The sequence below is a fragment of the Streptomyces sp. NPDC048248 genome, assembly GCF_043201875.1.
In the GTDB taxonomy this organism is placed as follows: Bacteria; Actinomycetota; Actinomycetes; order Streptomycetales; family Streptomycetaceae; genus Streptomyces.
In genome coordinates, this window is record NZ_JBICZL010000015.1 from 97,268 (window position 1) to 114,472 (window position 17,205).

Below are 17,205 nucleotides of genomic sequence, written 5' to 3' on the forward strand. Positions count from 1 at the left end.
CGAGGTGAGCGGACCGGTCGCGCCACACCCTGTCGCGATCTATCGCGTTTCGGTAGGCTGCTGCCGTGAACGCTGCTGACGACACCCCGGAGCCCGGCTCCGCGACCCCGCCCGTTCCGCTCGAAAAGCGCGACCGGCAGCCGGCGCAACCGGCCAGGCCCGTGGCCGAGGCCGAGATCCGCGCGTCCGACGCGGACCGCGACCGGATCGCCGGCATCCTGCGCGAGGCGCTGGCCGAGGGCCGGCTGGACGCCGAGGAGCACGCCGAGCGGATCGACATGGTCTACCGCGCCAAGACGATGGGCGAGCTGGAGCCCGTCGTACGCGACCTGCCGGTGGCGGCCGACAGCGGTCCGCGCCCCGCCTCGGGGGCGTACGCCGCCGGCCCTCCGGTCCCGGACCAGAACCTGGTCGCGGTCTTCAGCGCCTCCGTCCGCAAGGGCCGCTGGCAGGTCCCCGCGCGGATCAACGCCGTGGCGATCTTCGGCAGCGTGGAGATCGATCTCACCGAGGCGGTCTTCCCCCAGCAGCAGGTCCAGATCACCGTCACCGCCATCCTGGGCAGCGTCGAGATCCGGGTCCCGGAGAACATCACGCTGCGCAGCAGCGGCTCCGGCGTGCTGGGCGCCTTCGAGGTGGAGACGCACGACGCGGCCGAGGCCGACGCCCCGCAGGTGCAGGTCAACGGCTTCGCCCTGCTGGGCAGCGTGGAGGCGAAGCCGAAGCGCGGCGCCCTGCTGCGCGACCTGCGCGACCGGCTCCGTGAACAGCGCGTCGACCGGCGCGCCCGGCTGCATCACGACCTCCACGGGCGCCGCGACCGCTTCCGTAAGGACCGCGAGGACTGAGACGGCTTTCTCCGGCGGCCACCGTGTGCATAAGCGTGCGTACAGCGGGTAGGGCTGGTGCATCGTCTCTCGTACGGCTGCGGGGTGCGAAAAGCCGTGCGCAGCGAGACGGGCAAGGGTGATTTTCTCGCCGAAGCCGTCGTCAGGAGTAGACCGTGCTGCTACCGCATCAGCCCCTGCAGGATGCCGCCGTCGTGCCGGCCCAGCGAGTTGCCGCTCGCGACGAGGCCGGTCCCTGGCATTCGGAGGCGGTGTGCCGTCGGGACGAAGCCGGGCTGTTCTTCGCCCCGTCCAAGGAACCGACCGCCGCGCGACTGGCCAGGGAAGAGGCCGCGAAACGCGTGTGCGCCCGTTGTCCGGTGATGGTCGAGTGCCGGGAGCACGCGCTGCTCCAGCCCGAGCCGTACGGCGTCTGGGGCGGCCTGACCGCCGCCGAGCGCCGGGTCGTGCTCGCCCGGCGGCGGCGCCGGGAGACCGAGCTCCAGCGAGCCGCCCACATGCCCGCGGTGGGCTGACGGCGCCGAGCGGCTTCGGCTCACGCACTTCGCCCCCGACGGAGATCTCCGTCGGGGGCGAAGTGCGTGTCCGACGGGGTGGTGGCCCCGCCGGTGCGTCAGCTGGGGCGCTCGAAGTCCACCGAGCTGTACGCGCGGAGCTTCGACAGCCGGTGCTGGGAGTCGATCTGGCGGATGGTGCCCGACTTGGAGCGCATCACCAGCGACTGGGTGTAGGCGTTCTCGGCGCGGTAGCGGACGCCGCGCAGGAGGTCGCCGTCGGTGATGCCGGTGGCGACGAAGAAGACGTTGTCGCCGCTGACCAGGTCCTCGATCTGCAGCACCTTGTCGAGGTCGTGACCGGCGTCGAGAGCGCGCCCGCGCTCCTCGTCGTCCTTCGGCCACAGCTTGGCCTGGAGGGTGCCGCCCAGGCACTTGAGGGCACAGGCCGCGATGATGCCCTCGGGGGTGCCGCCGATGCCCAGCAGCAGGTCCACGCCGGTGCCCTCGCGGGCCGCCATGATCGCGCCCGCTACGTCGCCGTCGGAGATGAACTTGATCCGGGCGCCGGCCTCCCGGACCTCCTTGACCAGTCCGTCGTGGCGCGGCCGGTCCAGGATGACGACGGTGACGTCCTCGACGGCGGACCGCTTGGCCTTGGCGATGCGGCGGATGTTCACCGCCACCGGGGCGTTGATGTCGACGTAGTCGGCGGCTTCGGGGCCGGTGGCGAGCTTGTCCATGTAGAAGACCGCGGACGGGTCGAACATCGTGCCGCGCTCGGCGACCGCCATCACGGACACGGCGTTGGCCATGCCCTTGGCGGTCAGCGTCGTGCCGTCCACGGGGTCCACGGCGACGTCGCACTCCGCGCCGGTTCCGTCGCCGACGCGCTCACCGTTGTAGAGCATCGGGGCGTTGTCCTTCTCGCCCTCCCCGATGACCACGACGCCGTTCATCGAAACGGTGTGGATCAGGGCACGCATGGCCTTGACCGCAGCGCCGTCCGCGCCGTTCTTGTCACCCCGGCCGACCCAGCGGCCCGAGGCCATGGCGCCGGCCTCGGTCACCCGGACCAGCTCCAGGGCGAGGTTGCGGTCCGGAGCCTCGGGGCTGACCTCGAGGGGAGGCGGGAGATGATGCTCGGTCATCGAGCGCACCTTTCTGTACGGCGACGGCCGTGGAAGTGAGGGTGGTCATGACTTTATCGGTACGTCACGAAAATGAGCAGGGGGCCCTTCGCATGAGCGGCGCCGCCGGCCCCGCGTGGCGGGCCGAACCGGCTGGTGGCGGCCCTTCGCGGGCTGCCTGTGGCGGGGCCGGGACGCGGTCGGGGAGGCGGTGTGACGGCGGTCTCCGGGGGGCCCGTCCGACGCGTCGGGGGCATGGGGGACCATAGGGGCGTGGCAGGTATGCGAGGTAGGCAAACGGTGCGGGACATGGTCCTGTCGCTGGCGGTGATCGGCGCTCTCGTCGGGGCGATCTATGTGTTCATCCCGCACGACGACAGCCGGACCGCCGAGAAGAACGCGGTCAGGACCGTCGACTACCGCGTCGAGGCCATCACGGCCCGGCGCGCGGCGCCGTACCCGGTCGCCGTGCCCAAGGGGCTCCCCAAGACCTGGCGTGCCACCTCCGTCTCGTACGAGGCCAGCAACGACGGCAAGGGCGGCGCCTGGCATCTGGGCATGCTGGACCCCGAGCAGGAGTACGCCGCGATCGAGCAGAGCGACGCGCCCGCCAAGGAGTTCATCAAGAAGGTCACGCTGGGCGCGACGAAGGCTGCGGGCAAGCAGGCCGTCGGCAGCGCGAAGTGGGACCGCTACAGGGGCGAGAAGTACAACGCCCTGGTCCGCAGCGAGCCGGGTGTGACCACGGTCGTCACCGGTACCGCGCCCTACGGCAGGCTCGCGGAGCTGGCCGCCTCGCTGGAGGCGAAGAAGGGCTGAGAGGCGACGGTCCCTGGCGGGATCCGGACGCCTCCGGCAGGAGTCGTACGCAGACGACGAGGCCGCCGCACCCGTGAGGGGTGCGGCGGCCTCGTCGTCGTGCGGGTCGCGCGGGGCGGACTCAGACGGTGCTGACGGCCTCGTCGAACTCCAGGCGCGGCGAGCGCGGGAAGAAGGCGTCGGCGCCCGGCTTGCCGATGTTGATGACCAGGAAGGACTTCTGCTTGCCGTCGCCGAAGAACTCCTTGTCGATGCCGGTGAAGTCGAAGCCGGTCATCGGGCCCGCGGCCAGACCCGCGGCGCGCACGCCCAGGATGAAGTAGCCGGCCTGCAGGGTGGCGTTCTGGGTGCCGGCGGCCTCACGGGCGGCGAGCTCGGAGAAGAACGCGTCCTTGACGCCGGGGGCGGCAGGGAAGAGGCGCGGCAGGTGCTCGTGGAAGTCCAGGTCCACCGAGAGGATCGCGGTCAGCGGCGCGGTCTGCGTCTTGGGGCCGTTGGCGCCCATGGCGTGCTCGACCAGGCGGCGGCGGGCGTCCTCGGAACGGACCAGGGTGATCCGCAGCGGCGACTGGTTGAAGGCGGTCGGGGCGTACTTCACCAGGTCGTAGATCGCCTGGACCTGCTCGTCCGTCACCGGCTCGTCCGTGAACGTGTTGGCGGTCTGGGCCTCGCGGAAGAGGAGGTCCTGAGCGGCGGCGTCAAGGGCGAGAGACATAAAGGGCACCTCGGTGAGTCGGCTGGGTTTCAGGTTCTTCGACGAGCCTGATGGGGCTACGTGAACCACTGTAGCGAAGATGTGTGAACATTCAACTAAAACCGGGGAAGTGTGATTCGGTTCACATGGGGCGATAGGGGCGAGGCGGGCGAGAGGGGTGAGGGGCGTATTCCGGGCCGGGGGGCTCGGGGCACCCGCGGCCTCGGGCTCGGCGTCTGCCGTGCCCGCGGCGGATCGGCCGGTGCGTCAGCACGTTCCGGATTCCGCGGCCCGGCGGCCACCCGGCCACCGGTCTCCCGGCAGCATCGCCCGCCGTGCCAACCCGACCGCTGCGCTACCCGCGCTCCGCTTCCGCCCCCTCCGGGGACTCCGCCAGCGCCGCGTCCAGCCGGGCCCGGGCGCCGTCCAGCCAGCGGCGGCAGACCTTCGCCAGCTCCTCGCCGCGCTCCCACAGCGCGAGGGACTCCTCCAGGGTCGTGCCGCCGGCCTCCAGGCTGCGGACCACCTCGATGAGCTCGTCCCGCGCCTGCTCGTAGCCGAGCGTGGAGTCCACGGCGGCCACCTCGGTCTCCGCGCCGGCCGCAGCCCCGCGCTCGGCGTCCGCCATGTCGTCCGTCTTCGCCTTCGCCATGTCTCCCACCCTATGCGGGGGGTGTGACAGCGCGGGGAACGCCGTCCACCCGCACCCGGAACTCGCCCTCGGCCACCCTGGCCCGCAACTCCTCGTCCGCCCCGACCTCTTCCGGCGAGCGCACCGCGGCCCCGTCCGGCTTCTGGAGCACGGCATACCCCCGCTCCAGCGTCGCCTTCGGGGAGAGCGCGACCACCCTCGCCAGCGTGTGCGCCAGCTCGGAGTCCGCGCGGTCCAGCAGGTGCCCCAGCGTCCGCCTGCCCCGCTCAAGCAGCGCTGTGACCTGCTCCTCGCGCTCCTCGACCATGCGCTGGGGCCGCTGCATCGACGGCCGGTGCAGGGCCGCGGTGAGCCCCCGCTCCTCGCGCTCGACGAAGCCGCGGACCGCGCGCAGTGCCCGCTCGCGCAGCTGCGTGACCCGGGCCAGCTCCTCGCCCACGTCCGGCACGACCTTCTTGGCGGCGTCGGTGGGGGTGGAGGCCCGCAGGTCGGCGACCAGGTCCAGCAGCGGGCTGTCCGGTTCGTGGCCGATCGCGGAGACGACGGGGGTCCGGGCCGCGGCCACCGCCCGGACGAGCTGTTCGTCGGAGAACGGCAGCAGGTCCTCCACACTGCCGCCACCACGCGCCACGATGATCACGTCCACCTCGGGGTGCGCGTCCAGCTCCTGGACCGCCTCGATCACCTGCGGCACGGCGTGCACCCCCTGGACAGGCACATTGCGCACCTCGAAGCGGACCGCGGGCCAGCGGTGCCTGGCGTTCTCCAGGACGTCCCGCTCCGCGGCACTGGCCCGGCCGCAGACCAGGCCGATCAGCTGCGGCAGGAACGGCAGCGACGTCTTGCGGTCGGCCGCGAACAGCCCCTCAGCGGCCAGCGACTTCTTCAACTGCTCCAGTCGGGCGAGGAGTTCACCGACGCCGACAGGCTTGATCTCGGCGGCCCGCAGCGAGAGCTGCCCGCGCGGGGCGTACCACTCGGGCTTGGCGTGCACCACGACCCGGGCGCCCTCGCTCACCACCTCGGCGACCCGGTCGAACACCTGGCGGTAGCACGTCACGCTCACCGAGATGTCGTACGACGGGTCGCGCAGCGTCAGGAAGACGACGCCCGCGCCCGGCCGGCGGGAGAGCTGGGTGATCTGCCCCTCGACCCACACCGCGCCGAGCCGGTCGATCCACCCGCCGATGAGCCGGGACACCTCGCCGACCGGGATCGGCGCTTCCGGGGACGTAGAGACAGCCATACGAGCGAGGGTATCGGCGGCCACCGACAGCGGGCAGTGGCCGCGAGCCCGGCAGGGGCCGGATCCCGTGGGCCCGGATCCCGTGGGGGCCCCGTCCGAGCCCGGTGGCCCGGACCCCCTGGGCCCGACTCGCCCCGCCGCCCTCGCCCGCCCCCGCCTCACATCGGCGGGCTCGAAGCTTCCCGATCGCCCCGGTACTGCACCGCCAGCACCACCAGCCCCACCGCCAACCAGATGCCGCCCACGATCTGCGCCGTCGTGGACGCCTCGACGATCACGGCGACGACCACCGCGAAGCCCAGCACCGGCACCACCACATGCCGCAGCACGCTCGGCACCTCGGCCTGCCTGCGTACCCGGAACCAACCGACCACGGATGCGTGCAGGAGCGCGAACGCGGTCAGCGCCCCGACGTTGACGATCGACGACAGATGATCGAGCCCGTCGTCCCTGCGGGCCGCCCAGACCGCCGCCAACAGCGTCACCAGGGCGGCACCCAGCAGTGCGCGGCGCGGCACCCCGCTGCCCGCGTCCACCTTCGACATCGCCCCCGGCAGCCGCCGGTCCCTGGCCATCGCGAACAACAGCCGGGCCGCGGCGGCCTGCCCCGCCAGCGCCGCGAACGCCGCCCCGATCGCCTTGCTGACGGCCACCAGGTCGTGCAGCCAGTCGCCCACCGCGGAGTCGACCGTGGTGTAGAAGGCCTCGCCCTGCTCCCCGGGGTGGGCCGCCAGCTCCGCCGCGCTCATCGGTGCCAGCAGCGCCGCCAGGTACGTCTGTACCGCGAACAGCACGCCGGCCACCGCGAGACAGGTGAGCACCGCGCGCGCCACCCTGTCGGAACCGCGCAGGCCGGAACCCGGCGCGCCCTTCGCCTCCTCCGCGAAGGAGGCGATGGCGTCGAAACCCAGATACGACAGCACCGCCACCGACACCGCGGCGAGCACCGCGCTCATCGAGAAGCCGCCCTCGCCCGACAGCGGCGCCGCCCAGCCGCGCTGCGCCCCATGGGCGCTCAGCTCGACGACCGCCGCGACCACGAACACCGCGAGCACCGCGATCTCCATGGCGAGCACCGCGAACCCGACGATCGCGGCGGTCCGTACCCCCCACAGGTTCAGCAGCGTCGTCACCACCACCGCGATCGCCGTCCACACCCACTCGTGCACCGACGGCACCAGCGCGTGCATGGCGATCCCGGAGAACAGATACGCCACCGCCGGAATCAGCAGGTAGTCCAGCATCGCCATCCATCCGGCGATGAACCCCGGGCCTGGGCCCAGCCCCACCCGGGCGTAGGTGTAGACCGAGCCGGCCCGCGGGGCGACCCGCACCATCTGCGCGTACGAGTAGGCGGTGAAGGCCATCGCGACGGTCGCGACCAGGTAGACCAGCGCGATCGCGCCGTGCGACTTGGCCTGCAGCGTGCCGAAGATGCCGACCGGGGCCATCGGCGCGATGAACAGCAGCCCGTAAACGATCAGATCCCGGAACGACAGCGTCCGGCGCAGCGATCCGGCCTCGGCGCTGCTCCCGCCCCCGTCGGCGGCCCCCGAGCCGTGACCCTCCGCGCCCTCACCCGTCTCGCCGAACGTGCTCGGCATCATGCCTCCCTCTGGTGTGCCGGGCCCCGCCCGGATGTTCGACGCCGGGCAGGGCACGTTCCTCAGTCTCGGTCACCGGTGCGATCTTTGGGGGTTGAGGTACGGCCGTACGATGGGACGCATGACTGCTACGCCCAGCCCGCCGCCCGCCTCCACCCCGAGCGGAGACGCTTCGCGTCGCGGGGAGACCCGCCGGGTCCTGCTCGCCGCCCCTCGTGGCTATTGCGCGGGCGTGGACCGCGCGGTGATCGCCGTCGAGAAAGCCCTGGAGCAGTACGGCGCGCCCGTCTACGTACGCCACGAGATCGTGCACAACAAGTACGTCGTGAAGACCCTGGAGAAGAAGGGCGCGATCTTCGTCGACGAGACCGAAGAGGTGCCCGAGGGCAACATCGTCATCTTCTCGGCCCACGGCGTCGCCCCGGTCGTCCACGACGAGGCCAAGCGCGGCAAGCTCGCCACCATCGACGCCACCTGCCCGCTGGTCACCAAGGTCCACAAGGAAGCCGTCCGGTACGCCAGCGAGGACTACGACATCCTCCTGATCGGTCACGAGGGCCACGAAGAGGTCGTCGGCACCAGCGGCGAGGCCCCCGACCACATCACCATCGTCGACGGCCCGGACGACGTGCAGAACGTCGAGGTCCGCGACCCGGAGAAGGTCGTCTGGCTCTCCCAGACCACGCTCTCCGTCGACGAGACCATGGAGACCGTCGGCGCTCTCAAGGGCCGCTACCCCAACCTCCTCTCGCCGCCCAGCGACGACATCTGCTACGCGACCCAGAACCGCCAGGTCGCGGTGAAGCAGATGGGCGCTGAGGCCGACCTCGTCATCGTCGTCGGCTCCAAGAACTCCTCGAACTCCGTGCGCCTGGTCGAGGTCGCCCTCGGCGCGGGCGCCCGCGACGCCCACCTCGTCGACTACGCCGAGGAGATCGACGAGGCATGGCTGGAGGGCGTGAACACCGTCGGCGTCACCTCCGGCGCCTCCGTCCCCGAGATCCTCGTCCACGGCGTCCTGGACTGGCTCGCCCAGCGCGGCTACGAAGACGTCGAGACGATCACGGCCGCCGAGGAGTCCATCGCCTTCTCGCTGCCCAAGGAACTCCGCCGCGACCTGCGCGCCGAGGCCAAGTCGGCCGTGGAGGGCTGAGCACAGCGGGCTTCGCGTGGACCCGGCCCCGCCGGGTCCACGCCGGCCTCCCGCACGCCTCCCATCGCCCGTTTCTCCACGCGGATCCGCCCCGCAGCACCTAGCCTTTTCCCATGAAGGTCTTCGGTGTGGACATCGGCGGATCAGGCATCAAAGGCGCCCCGGTGGATCTGGAGCGCGGCGACCTCGCGGAAGAGCGCCACAAGGTGCTGACCCCGCACCCGGCGACCCCGGAGGCCGTCGCGGACAGCGTCCGTGAGGTCGTCGAGCACTTCGGGTGGCAGGGCCCGGTCGGTGCCACGTTCCCCGGTGTGGTCACCGGCGGTACGACCCGCACCGCCGCCAATGTCGACAAACACTGGATCGGCGTGGACGCCGCAGCCCTGCTCACCAGCCGGCTCGGCGGCGCGTCCGGCAGCAGCCCGGTCACCCTCCTCAACGACGCCGACGCCGCGGGGCTCGCCGAGATGCGCTACGGCGCGGGCCGCGACCGCAGCGGCACGGTCATCGTGCTCACCCTCGGCACCGGCATCGGCAGCGCCGTCTTCACCGGCGGCCGGCTCGTCCCCAACACCGAGCTCGGCCACCTGGAACTGCGCGGTCACGACGCCGAGAAGCGCGCCTCCACCAAGGCCAAGGAGGACGAGGACCTCACCTGGCAGCACTGGGCACGCCGCGTCCGGAAGTACCTCGCGCACGTGGAGATGCTCTTCTCGCCCGAGCTGTTCGTGCTCGGCGGCGGGGTCAGCCGCAAGGCGGAGAAGTTCCTGCCACTGCTGGAGGACATCAGGGCCGAGATCGTACCGGCGCAGCTTCAGAACAACGCGGGGATTGTCGGGGCCGCCATGGCTGCCCACGCCGCCCGGGCTGGCGGGCCACCCGCTGCGGACGACCCTTCGCCGACTGCCGCCCCGGATCCCGGCCGGCGGGACCCGCGCCCTGCGGTCGGGACACCGGCCGGCCGAGCCGACGGCGGGCGATGATCAGGGCCTTGCGGAAGAGCGCCAGCAGCGCGCAGAGCACGGTGCCGGCGTAGAGCCAGCCCGCGTTCATCGCGAGGACGGTGAAGACGCCCATCAGCATCCCGCCGAAACCGTGGCTGCCACGCTGGATCGGCACCGTCCCCACGACGAACGCGATGGGCAGCGCGATCGGCGCGGTGATCAGGTCGTAGGGCCGCACCCACAGCGCCGCACAGGCGCTGACCAGCATGAAGAACACGCCGTACGCGGTCTGCGCGCCGCCGAACAGCAGCCGGTCCACGGCCGCGAACGCCAGCAGCGCGAGGGTCGCCAGCAGCCAGCACCCCAGGCCGGTGAGCTTGGGCGCCGGCATCCGGCGCAGCACGGCGGCCAGCGGGGCCAGCGGGCCGCGGTGCCGTGGCCGGGCGCGGTAGACCGTCGAGGTCTCACCCCCGATCTGCGGGCCGGGGCCGTCCGGCTGCGCGGGTCCGCCCGGAGCCGGACGGGTCGGCGCGCGGGCACCGGCCTGTGCGGGGCCTCGGGCCGACGCCTGCGCGGCGGACGGCCTGGCGGCCCGCGCCGCGGGCCGGAAACCGGCAGGCCGGGGCGAGACGGCGTCTGTGGGGCGGGGAAGCCGGGCGTCCTGACCCGTGGCCGGACGGCCTCTCCGCTGCGGACTGGGCTGAGGGCTGCGCGCTTCGTGTTGCTCCACTCGCCAACGGTAGGCCGCCAAGTGGGATTAACAGGCTATGGGACACGCGTTTTCACCGAGCTCGGCGCTCCGTTCGAGGCACGGCCACCGGCTCGGCGGTGTACGCCCCCGGGCGGGGCGCGGCCGGTCGGCCGCCCCGTAGACTGGTGGATCGGCCCCTCAGGGAGCCGCTCACCGCCCTCCACCGCCTCGCACCGGGAAGTCGCCACCGTGTCGCTCACGATCGGAATCGTCGGTCTGCCGAATGTCGGCAAGTCGACCATGTTCAACGCCCTGACCAAGAACGACGTGCTGGCGGCCAACTACCCGTTCGCCACCATCGAGCCCAACGTCGGCGTCGTCGGTGTCCCGGACCCGCGGCTGGCCACCCTCGCCGAGATCTTCAGCTCGCAGAAGGTGCTCCCGGCGACCGTCGACTTCGTCGACATCGCGGGCATCGTCCGCGGCGCCTCCGAGGGTGAGGGCCTGGGCAACAAGTTCCTCGCCAACATCCGCGAGTCCGATGCGATCTGCCAGGTCATCCGCGCCTTCAAGGACGAGAACGTCGTCCACGTCGATGGCAAGGTCTCGCCCAAGGACGACATCGAGACGATCAACACCGAGCTGATCCTCGCCGACCTCCAGACCATCGAGAAGGTGCTGCCGCGCCTCCAGAAGGAGTCGCGGATCAAGAAGGACGTGGCTCCCAAGGTCAAGGCGGTCGAGGAGGCCAAGGAGATCCTGGAGAAGGGCGACACCCTCTTCTCCGCTGGCATCGTCCAGGGCTCCGGCAACGAGGAGCTCCTGCACGACCTGCACCTGCTCACCACCAAGCCCTTCCTCTACGTCTTCAACGTCGACGAGGACGAGCTGACCGACGAGGACTTCAAGAACGAGCAGCGCGCCCTGGTCGCCCCCGCCGAGGCCATCTTCCTCAACGCCAAGCTGGAGGCCGACCTCGCCGAGCTGGACGAGGAGGACGCCATGGAGCTCCTGCAGTCCGTCGGCGCCGAGGAGCCGGGCCTCGCCACCCTCGCCCACGTCGGCTTCAACACCCTCGGCCTCCAGACGTACCTGACGGCAGGCCCCAAGGAAACCCGCGCCTGGACCATCAAGAGGGGCGCCACCGCCCCCGAGGCCGCCGGCGTGATCCACACCGACTTCCAAAAGGGCTTCATCAAGGCCGAGGTCATCTCCTTCGAAGACCTGGTCGAAACGGGCTCGGTCGCAGAGGCCCGGTCCGCGGGCAAGGCCCGTATGGAAGGCAAGGAATACGTCATGCAGGACGGGGACGTGGTGGAGTTCCGGTTCAACGTCTGAGCGAATGAAGTAACACCACGTCGCTGATGTGGCAAACAAGCAGATCAGAAGGGGCCGGGCTCTTGAGAGCCCGGCCCCTTCGTCCATACCGTGCCGGTTCGGTGCTGGATTTCCTGACGGCTAGTCACCTCTGCTGGGCCCTGAGGGTGGAACCGCTCACGCGCAGTGGTCGAGGTTCGCCTCGGAGGGGGAGACCGTGGCAAAGCTGAGGGCGCCAGGGCTGCCGGGTGGGCCCATGCAACGGCTGAGTGAAGAGCTGCATGCGCTGCATCGGAAGGCCCGATTTCCGTCAACGCGTGAACTGGCCCGCAGGACGAACGGGATCGGTAGTCACGGGCGCGTGCACGACCTGTTCTCAAAGCCGGTGCTCCCCGACTGGGGTTTCCTCGCGCTGGTCGTTCTGATCCTTGCTCAGGATATTGCCGGCCTGGAACCCGAGCCTGAAGTTGCTCGGTTCCACATGCTGTGGGATGAAGCGGCAATTGGAGAGCAGAAGGATGTGTCCAGCGATAGTACTGAAGGCGCTAGGACGGCTGACGCTGCCCATGGAACACCGGCTGCCTGGGGCGACGACGTAACTCGTGCGTTTGCAGATCACGAAGACGCTGTAAAGCAGGCAGCTTCGGCTCACGCTACTCAGCCGATAAACTCTTCGAGGAGACCATGGGCGCCACCCCATGCGGCTTCCCTGGGTTCCAGAAAAAATCTAGGGCGCTGCCTGTACTTCTTGTACGTTGATGCTGGCACGCCAACGTTCGCCGAAGCAATCGCTGAGCCTCGCGCCGAACACGCGCGAGACGCTGCGCAAGAACTTCATGCGGCCTGAAAATTTCTCTCTCAGCATGCTGCACAAGTTTGTTAGAGCACTGTCGGAGATGGCGCCCTATCAGGATTCCGAGCACATGGTTCCTGTCATCACGGCACTTTGGAACAGTGCTCAATGGGAACGGAGTAGTGAGACGGAATAGCGCCCGCATGTAGGTGTAGAAGGCTAAAGGTTTGCCTCTGCTGGACCTGTGTTGGATGTTCAGGCGCTGGACCAGTCGAGATCAGGTGCCGTAAACGGTGGAGCGATGCCCGACGTGGACCACCCATACCACGAGCTCTCCCTTGTTGATCGTGTAGACGACCCGGTAGTCGCCGACCCGCAGTCGACGGCGTTCTGGCTGTGATACGAGCGCGGTGGTGTTAAAGCCGAGGGGGTCGCTCTCCAGTTCGGTCAGTTTGGTCAGGATGCGTAGGGCCATGTCGCGAGGGATCTTCCGGAGCTCGGCCTGTGCCTCTGGCCGGAAGACGGTTCGGTATTCACTCACCGCGCGCCAGCGTCTCCCTCATGATGTCCTCGATCGGGATGCCGGGTGCCGGGTTGGCCATGCGTTCGTCGATGATCCGGTTGATCTCGCGCTCTTCCCATTCCTGGTACTTGCGCAGCACCTCGATGGAGACGACGGCGGCAATCTGCTTGCCCCGTCGGGTGATCACGGTGGGCATGTCATCTCGATCGGCGCGCTCCACGACCTCAGCTAGGTGCGCACGTACGTCGCGGATGGACTCTATGGGCAGTGGCTGTGTCATGCGCTCAAGTGTACTGAGTGTGCCGTGTGTACACAACCTGCTCCAGGTGGAGCGGGTTGTGCCGTGCTGGATGAGCTGGGTGACTCGTAACCGTGCTGGATAGGTGCTGGATAACCACTTCCAGTACTGCGTTTACGCAGGTGGGAGCTCTGTAGCGCAGATTCCGCTTCAACGTCTGAGCGAATGACGCGACCACGCGTCACTGACCTGCCGACCGGGCAGGTCGCAAGGGGCCGGCTCCTCCGGGGGGCGGCCCCTCGCTCGTTCCCGTGCCGGGGCGGTGCCGGGATGGACGGTGCCGCAGCGGGACGCTTCCAGCGGTCGCGGCAAATGCGCTGCAAGCCCGGGAGCGAGCCGCCATCATGCAGGGGTGGCCGCGTGCTGACGGGTCACGCTGCCGGTCTCCTGGAGCGGCCGGGCGGCAAGCCCTTCGAAGTGACCGGTCAGCTGTCCGATGTGGGTGGGTACCGATCCGTGTACGCCCCCTCCTTCATCGGCGCCGCCAACGGCCAAGCCCCGGGCACGTGGATCACGGGAACGGTGCGGAGTACGCCCGCGCTCTGCGCAGAGGTGATGCTGCGCCCTGTCCCGCGACGTGAGTCGTTGCGGGGGCCGGAAGGCGTGAACCGGGCGACAGGAAAAGGGGGTTGGTCCATTGTGGACCGAAAACGGCCGCCGGATCATCCACTTCACGAACGATCTTGAGGCGAATTCGCTCGCCTAGCGTGAGGGCATGACGCGGACAACGGGCGAGGACCTGGTGTGTACGGCGGGCGACGGCGTGGAGCTGGCCGTCCGCGATTTCGGCGGGGACGGCCCGGCGATGCTGTTGCTGCACGGCGCCGGTCGGACTCTGCTCGACTGGGAACGGGCCGCGCCCCTGCTGGCCCAGGGGCACCGCGTGCTGGCGATGGACCTGAGGGGCCATGGGCGGTCCGGGGTCGGCACGAAGCCGTGGACCTTCGCCGCGGCGGTGGACGACGTGGCGGCGGTGCTCGCGGCGCGCGAGGCGCCGGAAGCCGTGGTGGTCGGGCATTCGATGGGAGGGATGATCGCCGCGCTGTGCCTGGAGCACAACGCCGCCACGCCCGCGGCGGTCAATCTCGACGGGCACGGCATGGGGCGGGCCGAGCAGTATGCCGGGCTGGACGCGGCGTATGTACGTGAGCGTCTGGCCCAGGCGCGGGATTTCGCGGAGCAGAGCGCGGGACGTCCCTTCTCCGAAGAGGCGTTGACGGGCGTGCTGGGCTATCACGCCAGCATGGCCGAGCAGTTGGGCATACCGGCCGACCTGATGGAGGCCGGGGTGCGCCGCTCTCTCGAAGCGACGGCGGACGGCCGGCTGTTCCTGCGGCCGGGGCAGGAGCAGGCCGTGGAGGCGCAGCGGGAGATGGCGGGGCTCGATCTGTTCGCGCTGTACCGACGGGTGACGCGCCCGCTCCTGATCGCGCGGGCACTGCGCCCCAATCCGCCGGTGCCGGGCCTGCCGTCGTGGTTCGACGAAATGATGGCGGCCTATACGGAAGGACTGCGCAGGGACCTCGGGGAGCTTGCGCGGACGTGTCCGTGCGTGACGGTCGCGGGAGTCGACGGAACACACGCGATGCTGCTGGAGCGGCCCGCGGAGGTCGCCGGGCTGGTGGCCGGATTCGTCGCCGAGGTGGTGGGGGAGAGCGGCGCCTGAGACGCGCCGAAGGGTGCCTCCGCGGAGTGGCGCACCGCGCCTCCCGGGGCGCCCTTCGGCGGTAACGTGTCAGCGGGGGTAGAGCTCGAAGAGGGTGGCGGGGCGCCCCTGGTAGCGCTCGCCGCCGGCGCGCACCATCTGCTCGATGAACCCGCGGGCGTAGGTGGCCGGGTCCTGTTCGCCGCCCAGACCCCTGATGTACGCACCGTGGGCGGCGAGCGAGGCGACCGCCCGGTCGATGCCCGGTCCGACCTCGGCCGCGTGGGTGGGGTGGGGGGAGCCGGCGATGGCGACCCAGCGGACACCGCCCCAGGGCGCCGGGCCCTCGCCCTCGCCGATCTCGGGGAAGATCCAGCGGTTGCCGGCGTCACCGGCCGCGTCCAGGACGGCGCGGCCCACGATCCGGTGGTCGGGGGTGTTCCAGTGGACGCCGCCCCAGGTGTCGTGGTGGTTGAGGGTGATGAGGAGTTCGGGGCGGTGGCGGCGGATCGCGGCGGCCAGGTCACGGCGCAGCGCCGTACCGGCCTCGATCACGCCGTCGCGGTGGTCGAGGAACTCCACGGTGTCGACGCCGACGAGCGCGGCACCGGCCCGCTGCTCCGCCTCGCGGATCACCGCGCACTCGTCGGGGGCGAGTCCGTCGATACCGGCCTCGCCACGGGTGACCAGGAGGTACGTGATCTCCCGCCCGGCGGCGGTCCATTCGGCGATGGCCGCCGCGGCGCCGTACTCGAGGTCGTCGGGGTGGGCGACGACGGCCAGCGCGCGCTGCCAGTCCTCGGGCATGGGGGAGAGGGGCGGGTCGGCGGGCGGAGAGGCCGGGGACGTGGGGGCGTTGGAGTCTTCGGACATGGGGAGCCTCTTCCTGTTCCCGGCCCCCGGGGCCCAGGGCGGGTCGCCGTGGGACGGAATCCCGACGGGGCGGGTATTCGTGCTGGTCGGACGGGTCGAGCGGTGGTCCTGTTGCTGAGCGGGCGGCCGACTGCCGAGTGGCCGGAGGGGCGGACGACCTGAGGGGCGGGGCGGCGTCCCGACCACGATCATGGCATCTCTTGTGCCGCGTTCCAGGTACGCCGATAAGAGAGGGGACGGAGCTGAGGTGCCGTGAGGTGAGGGCGCGTAGGGGCGTGTTGGGGGCGTGGAGCGCGGGCGTAAGGCGCCGTGGCGGTGCACGGGCCGCGGGTGTGCGAGAGCCGCGATCACCGAGGCGGCCTCGTATGCCTGCTGAGCTGCACTTCATCACATCGGGTGATTTCCTGGCCTGAGGTTGCGGTCAACAACACGCGGTTGCCACTCTGTTGCTGACTGTCAAGCTGTTGGGAGGGGCACGTGCCTTTCGGTGAGCAGCCCGCGTACCTCCGTGTCGCAGGCGACCTGCGCCAGAAGATCGTCGAAGGGGTGCTGCCTCCGCACACCCGCCTTCCCTCCCAGGCCCGGATCCGCGAGGAGTACGGCGTCTCGGACACCGTCGCGCTGGAGGCCCGCAAGGTGCTGATGGCCGAAGGGCTGGTCGAAGGGCGGTCGGGGTCGGGCACCTATGTGCGCGAGCAGCCCGTCCCGCGCCGTATCGCCCGCGCCGGCTACCGCTCCGGCGGTGTCTGTACGCCGTTCCGGCAGGAGCAGACGGACGACCGGGTGAGGGGGACGTGGGAGTCCAACAGCGGTCAGGAGGCGGCAAGTTCGTCGGTGGCCGCGCGGCTGCGCATCCCGTCCGGGGCGAAGGTGATGCGGACCCGCTACCTCTTCCGCGCGGAGGGGGAGCCCTCGATGCTCTCCACCTCGTGGGAGCCGCTGGAGGTCACCGGGCGGACGCCCGTGATGCTGCCGGAGGAGGGGCCGCTGGCGGGGCGCGGGGTCGTCGAGCGGATGGCGGCCATCGACCTCGTGGTGGACAACGTCGTGGAGGAGATCGGCGCCCGGCCGGGCCTCGCGGAAGAGGCCATGACGCTCGGCGGGGTGCCGGGTCACGCGGTCCTGGTCATCTCGCGCACGTACTACGCGGGCGGCCGCCCGGTCGAGACCGCCGACGTCGTCACCCTCGCCGACCGCCACCGCGTCTCGTACCACCTGCCGGTGAGATAGCCGCGGGGGGCAGGCAGGCAGGCCGACGATCGAGGGGCTGACGGGCTGACGGGCGACGGCCCGCCCGTCGTGTCGGCCCATGACTGGTCGGCCAAGCCCAAGTCGTCACCGCGGCCTTCTGTCATGCCTAACTACTCGACCGCCAAAGCGCGCCCGGGCCCGTCCCGTCGGCCCCTGCCCCGTCGCCCCGCGCCTGGTGGGCCGTCTCGCGACCAGTGCCTTCTGCGACGTCTGCTCTGCAACCGTCCTCG

The 17,205-nt window shown here is 70.8% G+C and carries 17 protein-coding genes and 1 pseudogene; 9 read left to right on the plus strand and 9 right to left on the minus strand.

Going from position 1 to position 17,205, the window contains the following annotated elements; all coding sequences use genetic code 11:
* Positions 1-65 precede the first annotated feature (65 nt).
* Positions 66-848 (plus strand): DUF1707 domain-containing protein, encoded by a 783-nt coding sequence (locus ACGFZW_RS29630; protein WP_393896321.1) that lies wholly within the window; start codon positions 66-68, stop codon positions 846-848.
* A gap of 155 nt (positions 849-1,003) precedes the next feature.
* Positions 1,004-1,363, plus strand: coding sequence for a WhiB family transcriptional regulator (locus tag ACGFZW_RS29635; RefSeq protein ID WP_393896322.1), 360 nt, complete (start codon positions 1,004-1,006; stop codon positions 1,361-1,363).
* A gap of 98 nt (positions 1,364-1,461) precedes the next feature.
* On the opposite strand, the gene glpX is transcribed toward ACGFZW_RS29635, so the two are convergent.
* Complete coding sequence (glpX, locus tag ACGFZW_RS29640; protein ID WP_393896323.1) at positions 1,462-2,493, minus strand: class II fructose-bisphosphatase; 1,032 nt, start codon at positions 2,491-2,493, stop codon at positions 1,462-1,464.
* A 261-nt stretch (positions 2,494-2,754) separates the two neighbouring features.
* Here glpX and ACGFZW_RS29645 point away from each other — a divergent pair, with 261 nt between their 5' ends.
* Positions 2,755-3,291, plus strand: a complete 537-nt coding sequence (locus ACGFZW_RS29645) for a DUF4245 domain-containing protein (RefSeq protein ID WP_393896412.1) — start codon at positions 2,755-2,757, stop codon at positions 3,289-3,291.
* A gap of 121 nt (positions 3,292-3,412) precedes the next feature.
* On the opposite strand, the gene ACGFZW_RS29650 is transcribed toward ACGFZW_RS29645, so the two are convergent.
* The 4 genes from ACGFZW_RS29650 to ACGFZW_RS29665 all read right to left on the minus strand — a co-directional run bounded on the left by ACGFZW_RS29650 (position 3,413) and on the right by ACGFZW_RS29665 (position 7,487).
* Positions 3,413-4,006: a malonic semialdehyde reductase gene (locus tag ACGFZW_RS29650; protein ID WP_393896324.1), complete on the minus strand. Its 594-nt coding sequence runs from the start codon at positions 4,004-4,006 to the stop codon at positions 3,413-3,415.
* 334 nt (positions 4,007-4,340) lie between these two features.
* Positions 4,341-4,637 carry an exodeoxyribonuclease VII small subunit gene (locus ACGFZW_RS29655; RefSeq protein ID WP_393896325.1) on the minus strand — a complete coding sequence of 99 codons (297 nt, stop codon included), beginning with the start codon at positions 4,635-4,637 and terminating at the stop codon, positions 4,341-4,343.
* Positions 4,638-4,647: 10 nt separating this feature from the next.
* Positions 4,648-5,883 (minus strand): exodeoxyribonuclease VII large subunit, encoded by a 1,236-nt coding sequence (gene xseA / locus ACGFZW_RS29660; protein ID WP_393896326.1) that lies wholly within the window; start codon positions 5,881-5,883, stop codon positions 4,648-4,650.
* 158 nt (positions 5,884-6,041) lie between these two features.
* Complete coding sequence (locus tag ACGFZW_RS29665; protein ID WP_393896413.1) at positions 6,042-7,487, minus strand: APC family permease; 1,446 nt, start codon at positions 7,485-7,487, stop codon at positions 6,042-6,044.
* 121 nt (positions 7,488-7,608) lie between these two features.
* Between ACGFZW_RS29665 and ACGFZW_RS29670 the strand changes: the two genes are divergently transcribed.
* Together ACGFZW_RS29670 and ppgK are read left to right on the plus strand one after the other, a co-directional pair.
* Positions 7,609-8,640, plus strand: coding sequence for a 4-hydroxy-3-methylbut-2-enyl diphosphate reductase (locus tag ACGFZW_RS29670; protein WP_393896327.1), 1,032 nt, complete (start codon positions 7,609-7,611; stop codon positions 8,638-8,640).
* Between the two features lie 113 nt (positions 8,641-8,753).
* Positions 8,754-9,623: a polyphosphate--glucose phosphotransferase gene (ppgK, locus tag ACGFZW_RS29675; protein ID WP_393896328.1), complete on the plus strand. Its 870-nt coding sequence runs from the start codon at positions 8,754-8,756 to the stop codon at positions 9,621-9,623.
* 61 nt (positions 9,624-9,684) lie between these two features.
* Here ppgK and ACGFZW_RS29680 read toward each other — a convergent pair.
* Positions 9,685-9,975 (minus strand): annotated as a pseudogene (locus ACGFZW_RS29680) (DUF6542 domain-containing protein); the annotation flags it as partial.
* 549 nt (positions 9,976-10,524) lie between these two features.
* On the opposite strand from ACGFZW_RS29680, the gene ychF reads away from it, so the two are divergent.
* The gene (gene ychF, locus ACGFZW_RS29685; protein ID WP_393896329.1) at positions 10,525-11,613 is read left to right on the plus strand and encodes a redox-regulated ATPase YchF; all 1,089 of its coding nucleotides are present in this window, start codon (positions 10,525-10,527) and stop codon (positions 11,611-11,613) included.
* A gap of 340 nt (positions 11,614-11,953) precedes the next feature.
* A complete protein-coding gene (locus ACGFZW_RS29690) occupies positions 11,954-12,439 on the plus strand; it encodes a hypothetical protein (protein WP_393896330.1) in 486 nt (161 codons plus the stop codon).
* A gap of 223 nt (positions 12,440-12,662) precedes the next feature.
* Here ACGFZW_RS29690 and ACGFZW_RS29695 read toward each other — a convergent pair whose 3' ends face one another.
* Positions 12,663-12,926: a type II toxin-antitoxin system RelE/ParE family toxin gene (locus tag ACGFZW_RS29695; protein WP_393896331.1), complete on the minus strand. Its 264-nt coding sequence runs from the start codon at positions 12,924-12,926 to the stop codon at positions 12,663-12,665.
* On the minus strand, positions 12,919-13,188 hold the full coding sequence (locus tag ACGFZW_RS29700; protein ID WP_015578585.1) for a type II toxin-antitoxin system Phd/YefM family antitoxin: 270 nt from the start codon (positions 13,186-13,188) through the stop codon (positions 12,919-12,921). Before ACGFZW_RS29700 ends, ACGFZW_RS29695 begins: the two co-directional genes overlap by 8 nt.
* 733 nt (positions 13,189-13,921) lie before the next feature.
* On the opposite strand from ACGFZW_RS29700, the gene ACGFZW_RS29705 reads away from it, so the two are divergent.
* Complete coding sequence (locus ACGFZW_RS29705) at positions 13,922-14,872, plus strand: alpha/beta fold hydrolase (RefSeq protein WP_393896332.1); 951 nt, start codon at positions 13,922-13,924, stop codon at positions 14,870-14,872.
* Between the two features lie 69 nt (positions 14,873-14,941).
* Here ACGFZW_RS29705 and ACGFZW_RS29710 read toward each other — a convergent pair whose 3' ends face one another.
* The gene (locus ACGFZW_RS29710; RefSeq protein ID WP_393896333.1) at positions 14,942-15,724 is read right to left on the minus strand and encodes a PIG-L deacetylase family protein; all 783 of its coding nucleotides are present in this window, start codon (positions 15,722-15,724) and stop codon (positions 14,942-14,944) included.
* A 477-nt stretch (positions 15,725-16,201) separates the two neighbouring features.
* Here ACGFZW_RS29710 and ACGFZW_RS29715 point away from each other — a divergent pair, with 477 nt between their 5' ends.
* Positions 16,202-16,954, plus strand: coding sequence for a GntR family transcriptional regulator (locus ACGFZW_RS29715; RefSeq protein ID WP_393896334.1), 753 nt, complete (start codon positions 16,202-16,204; stop codon positions 16,952-16,954).
* Positions 16,955-17,205 lie beyond the last annotated feature (251 nt).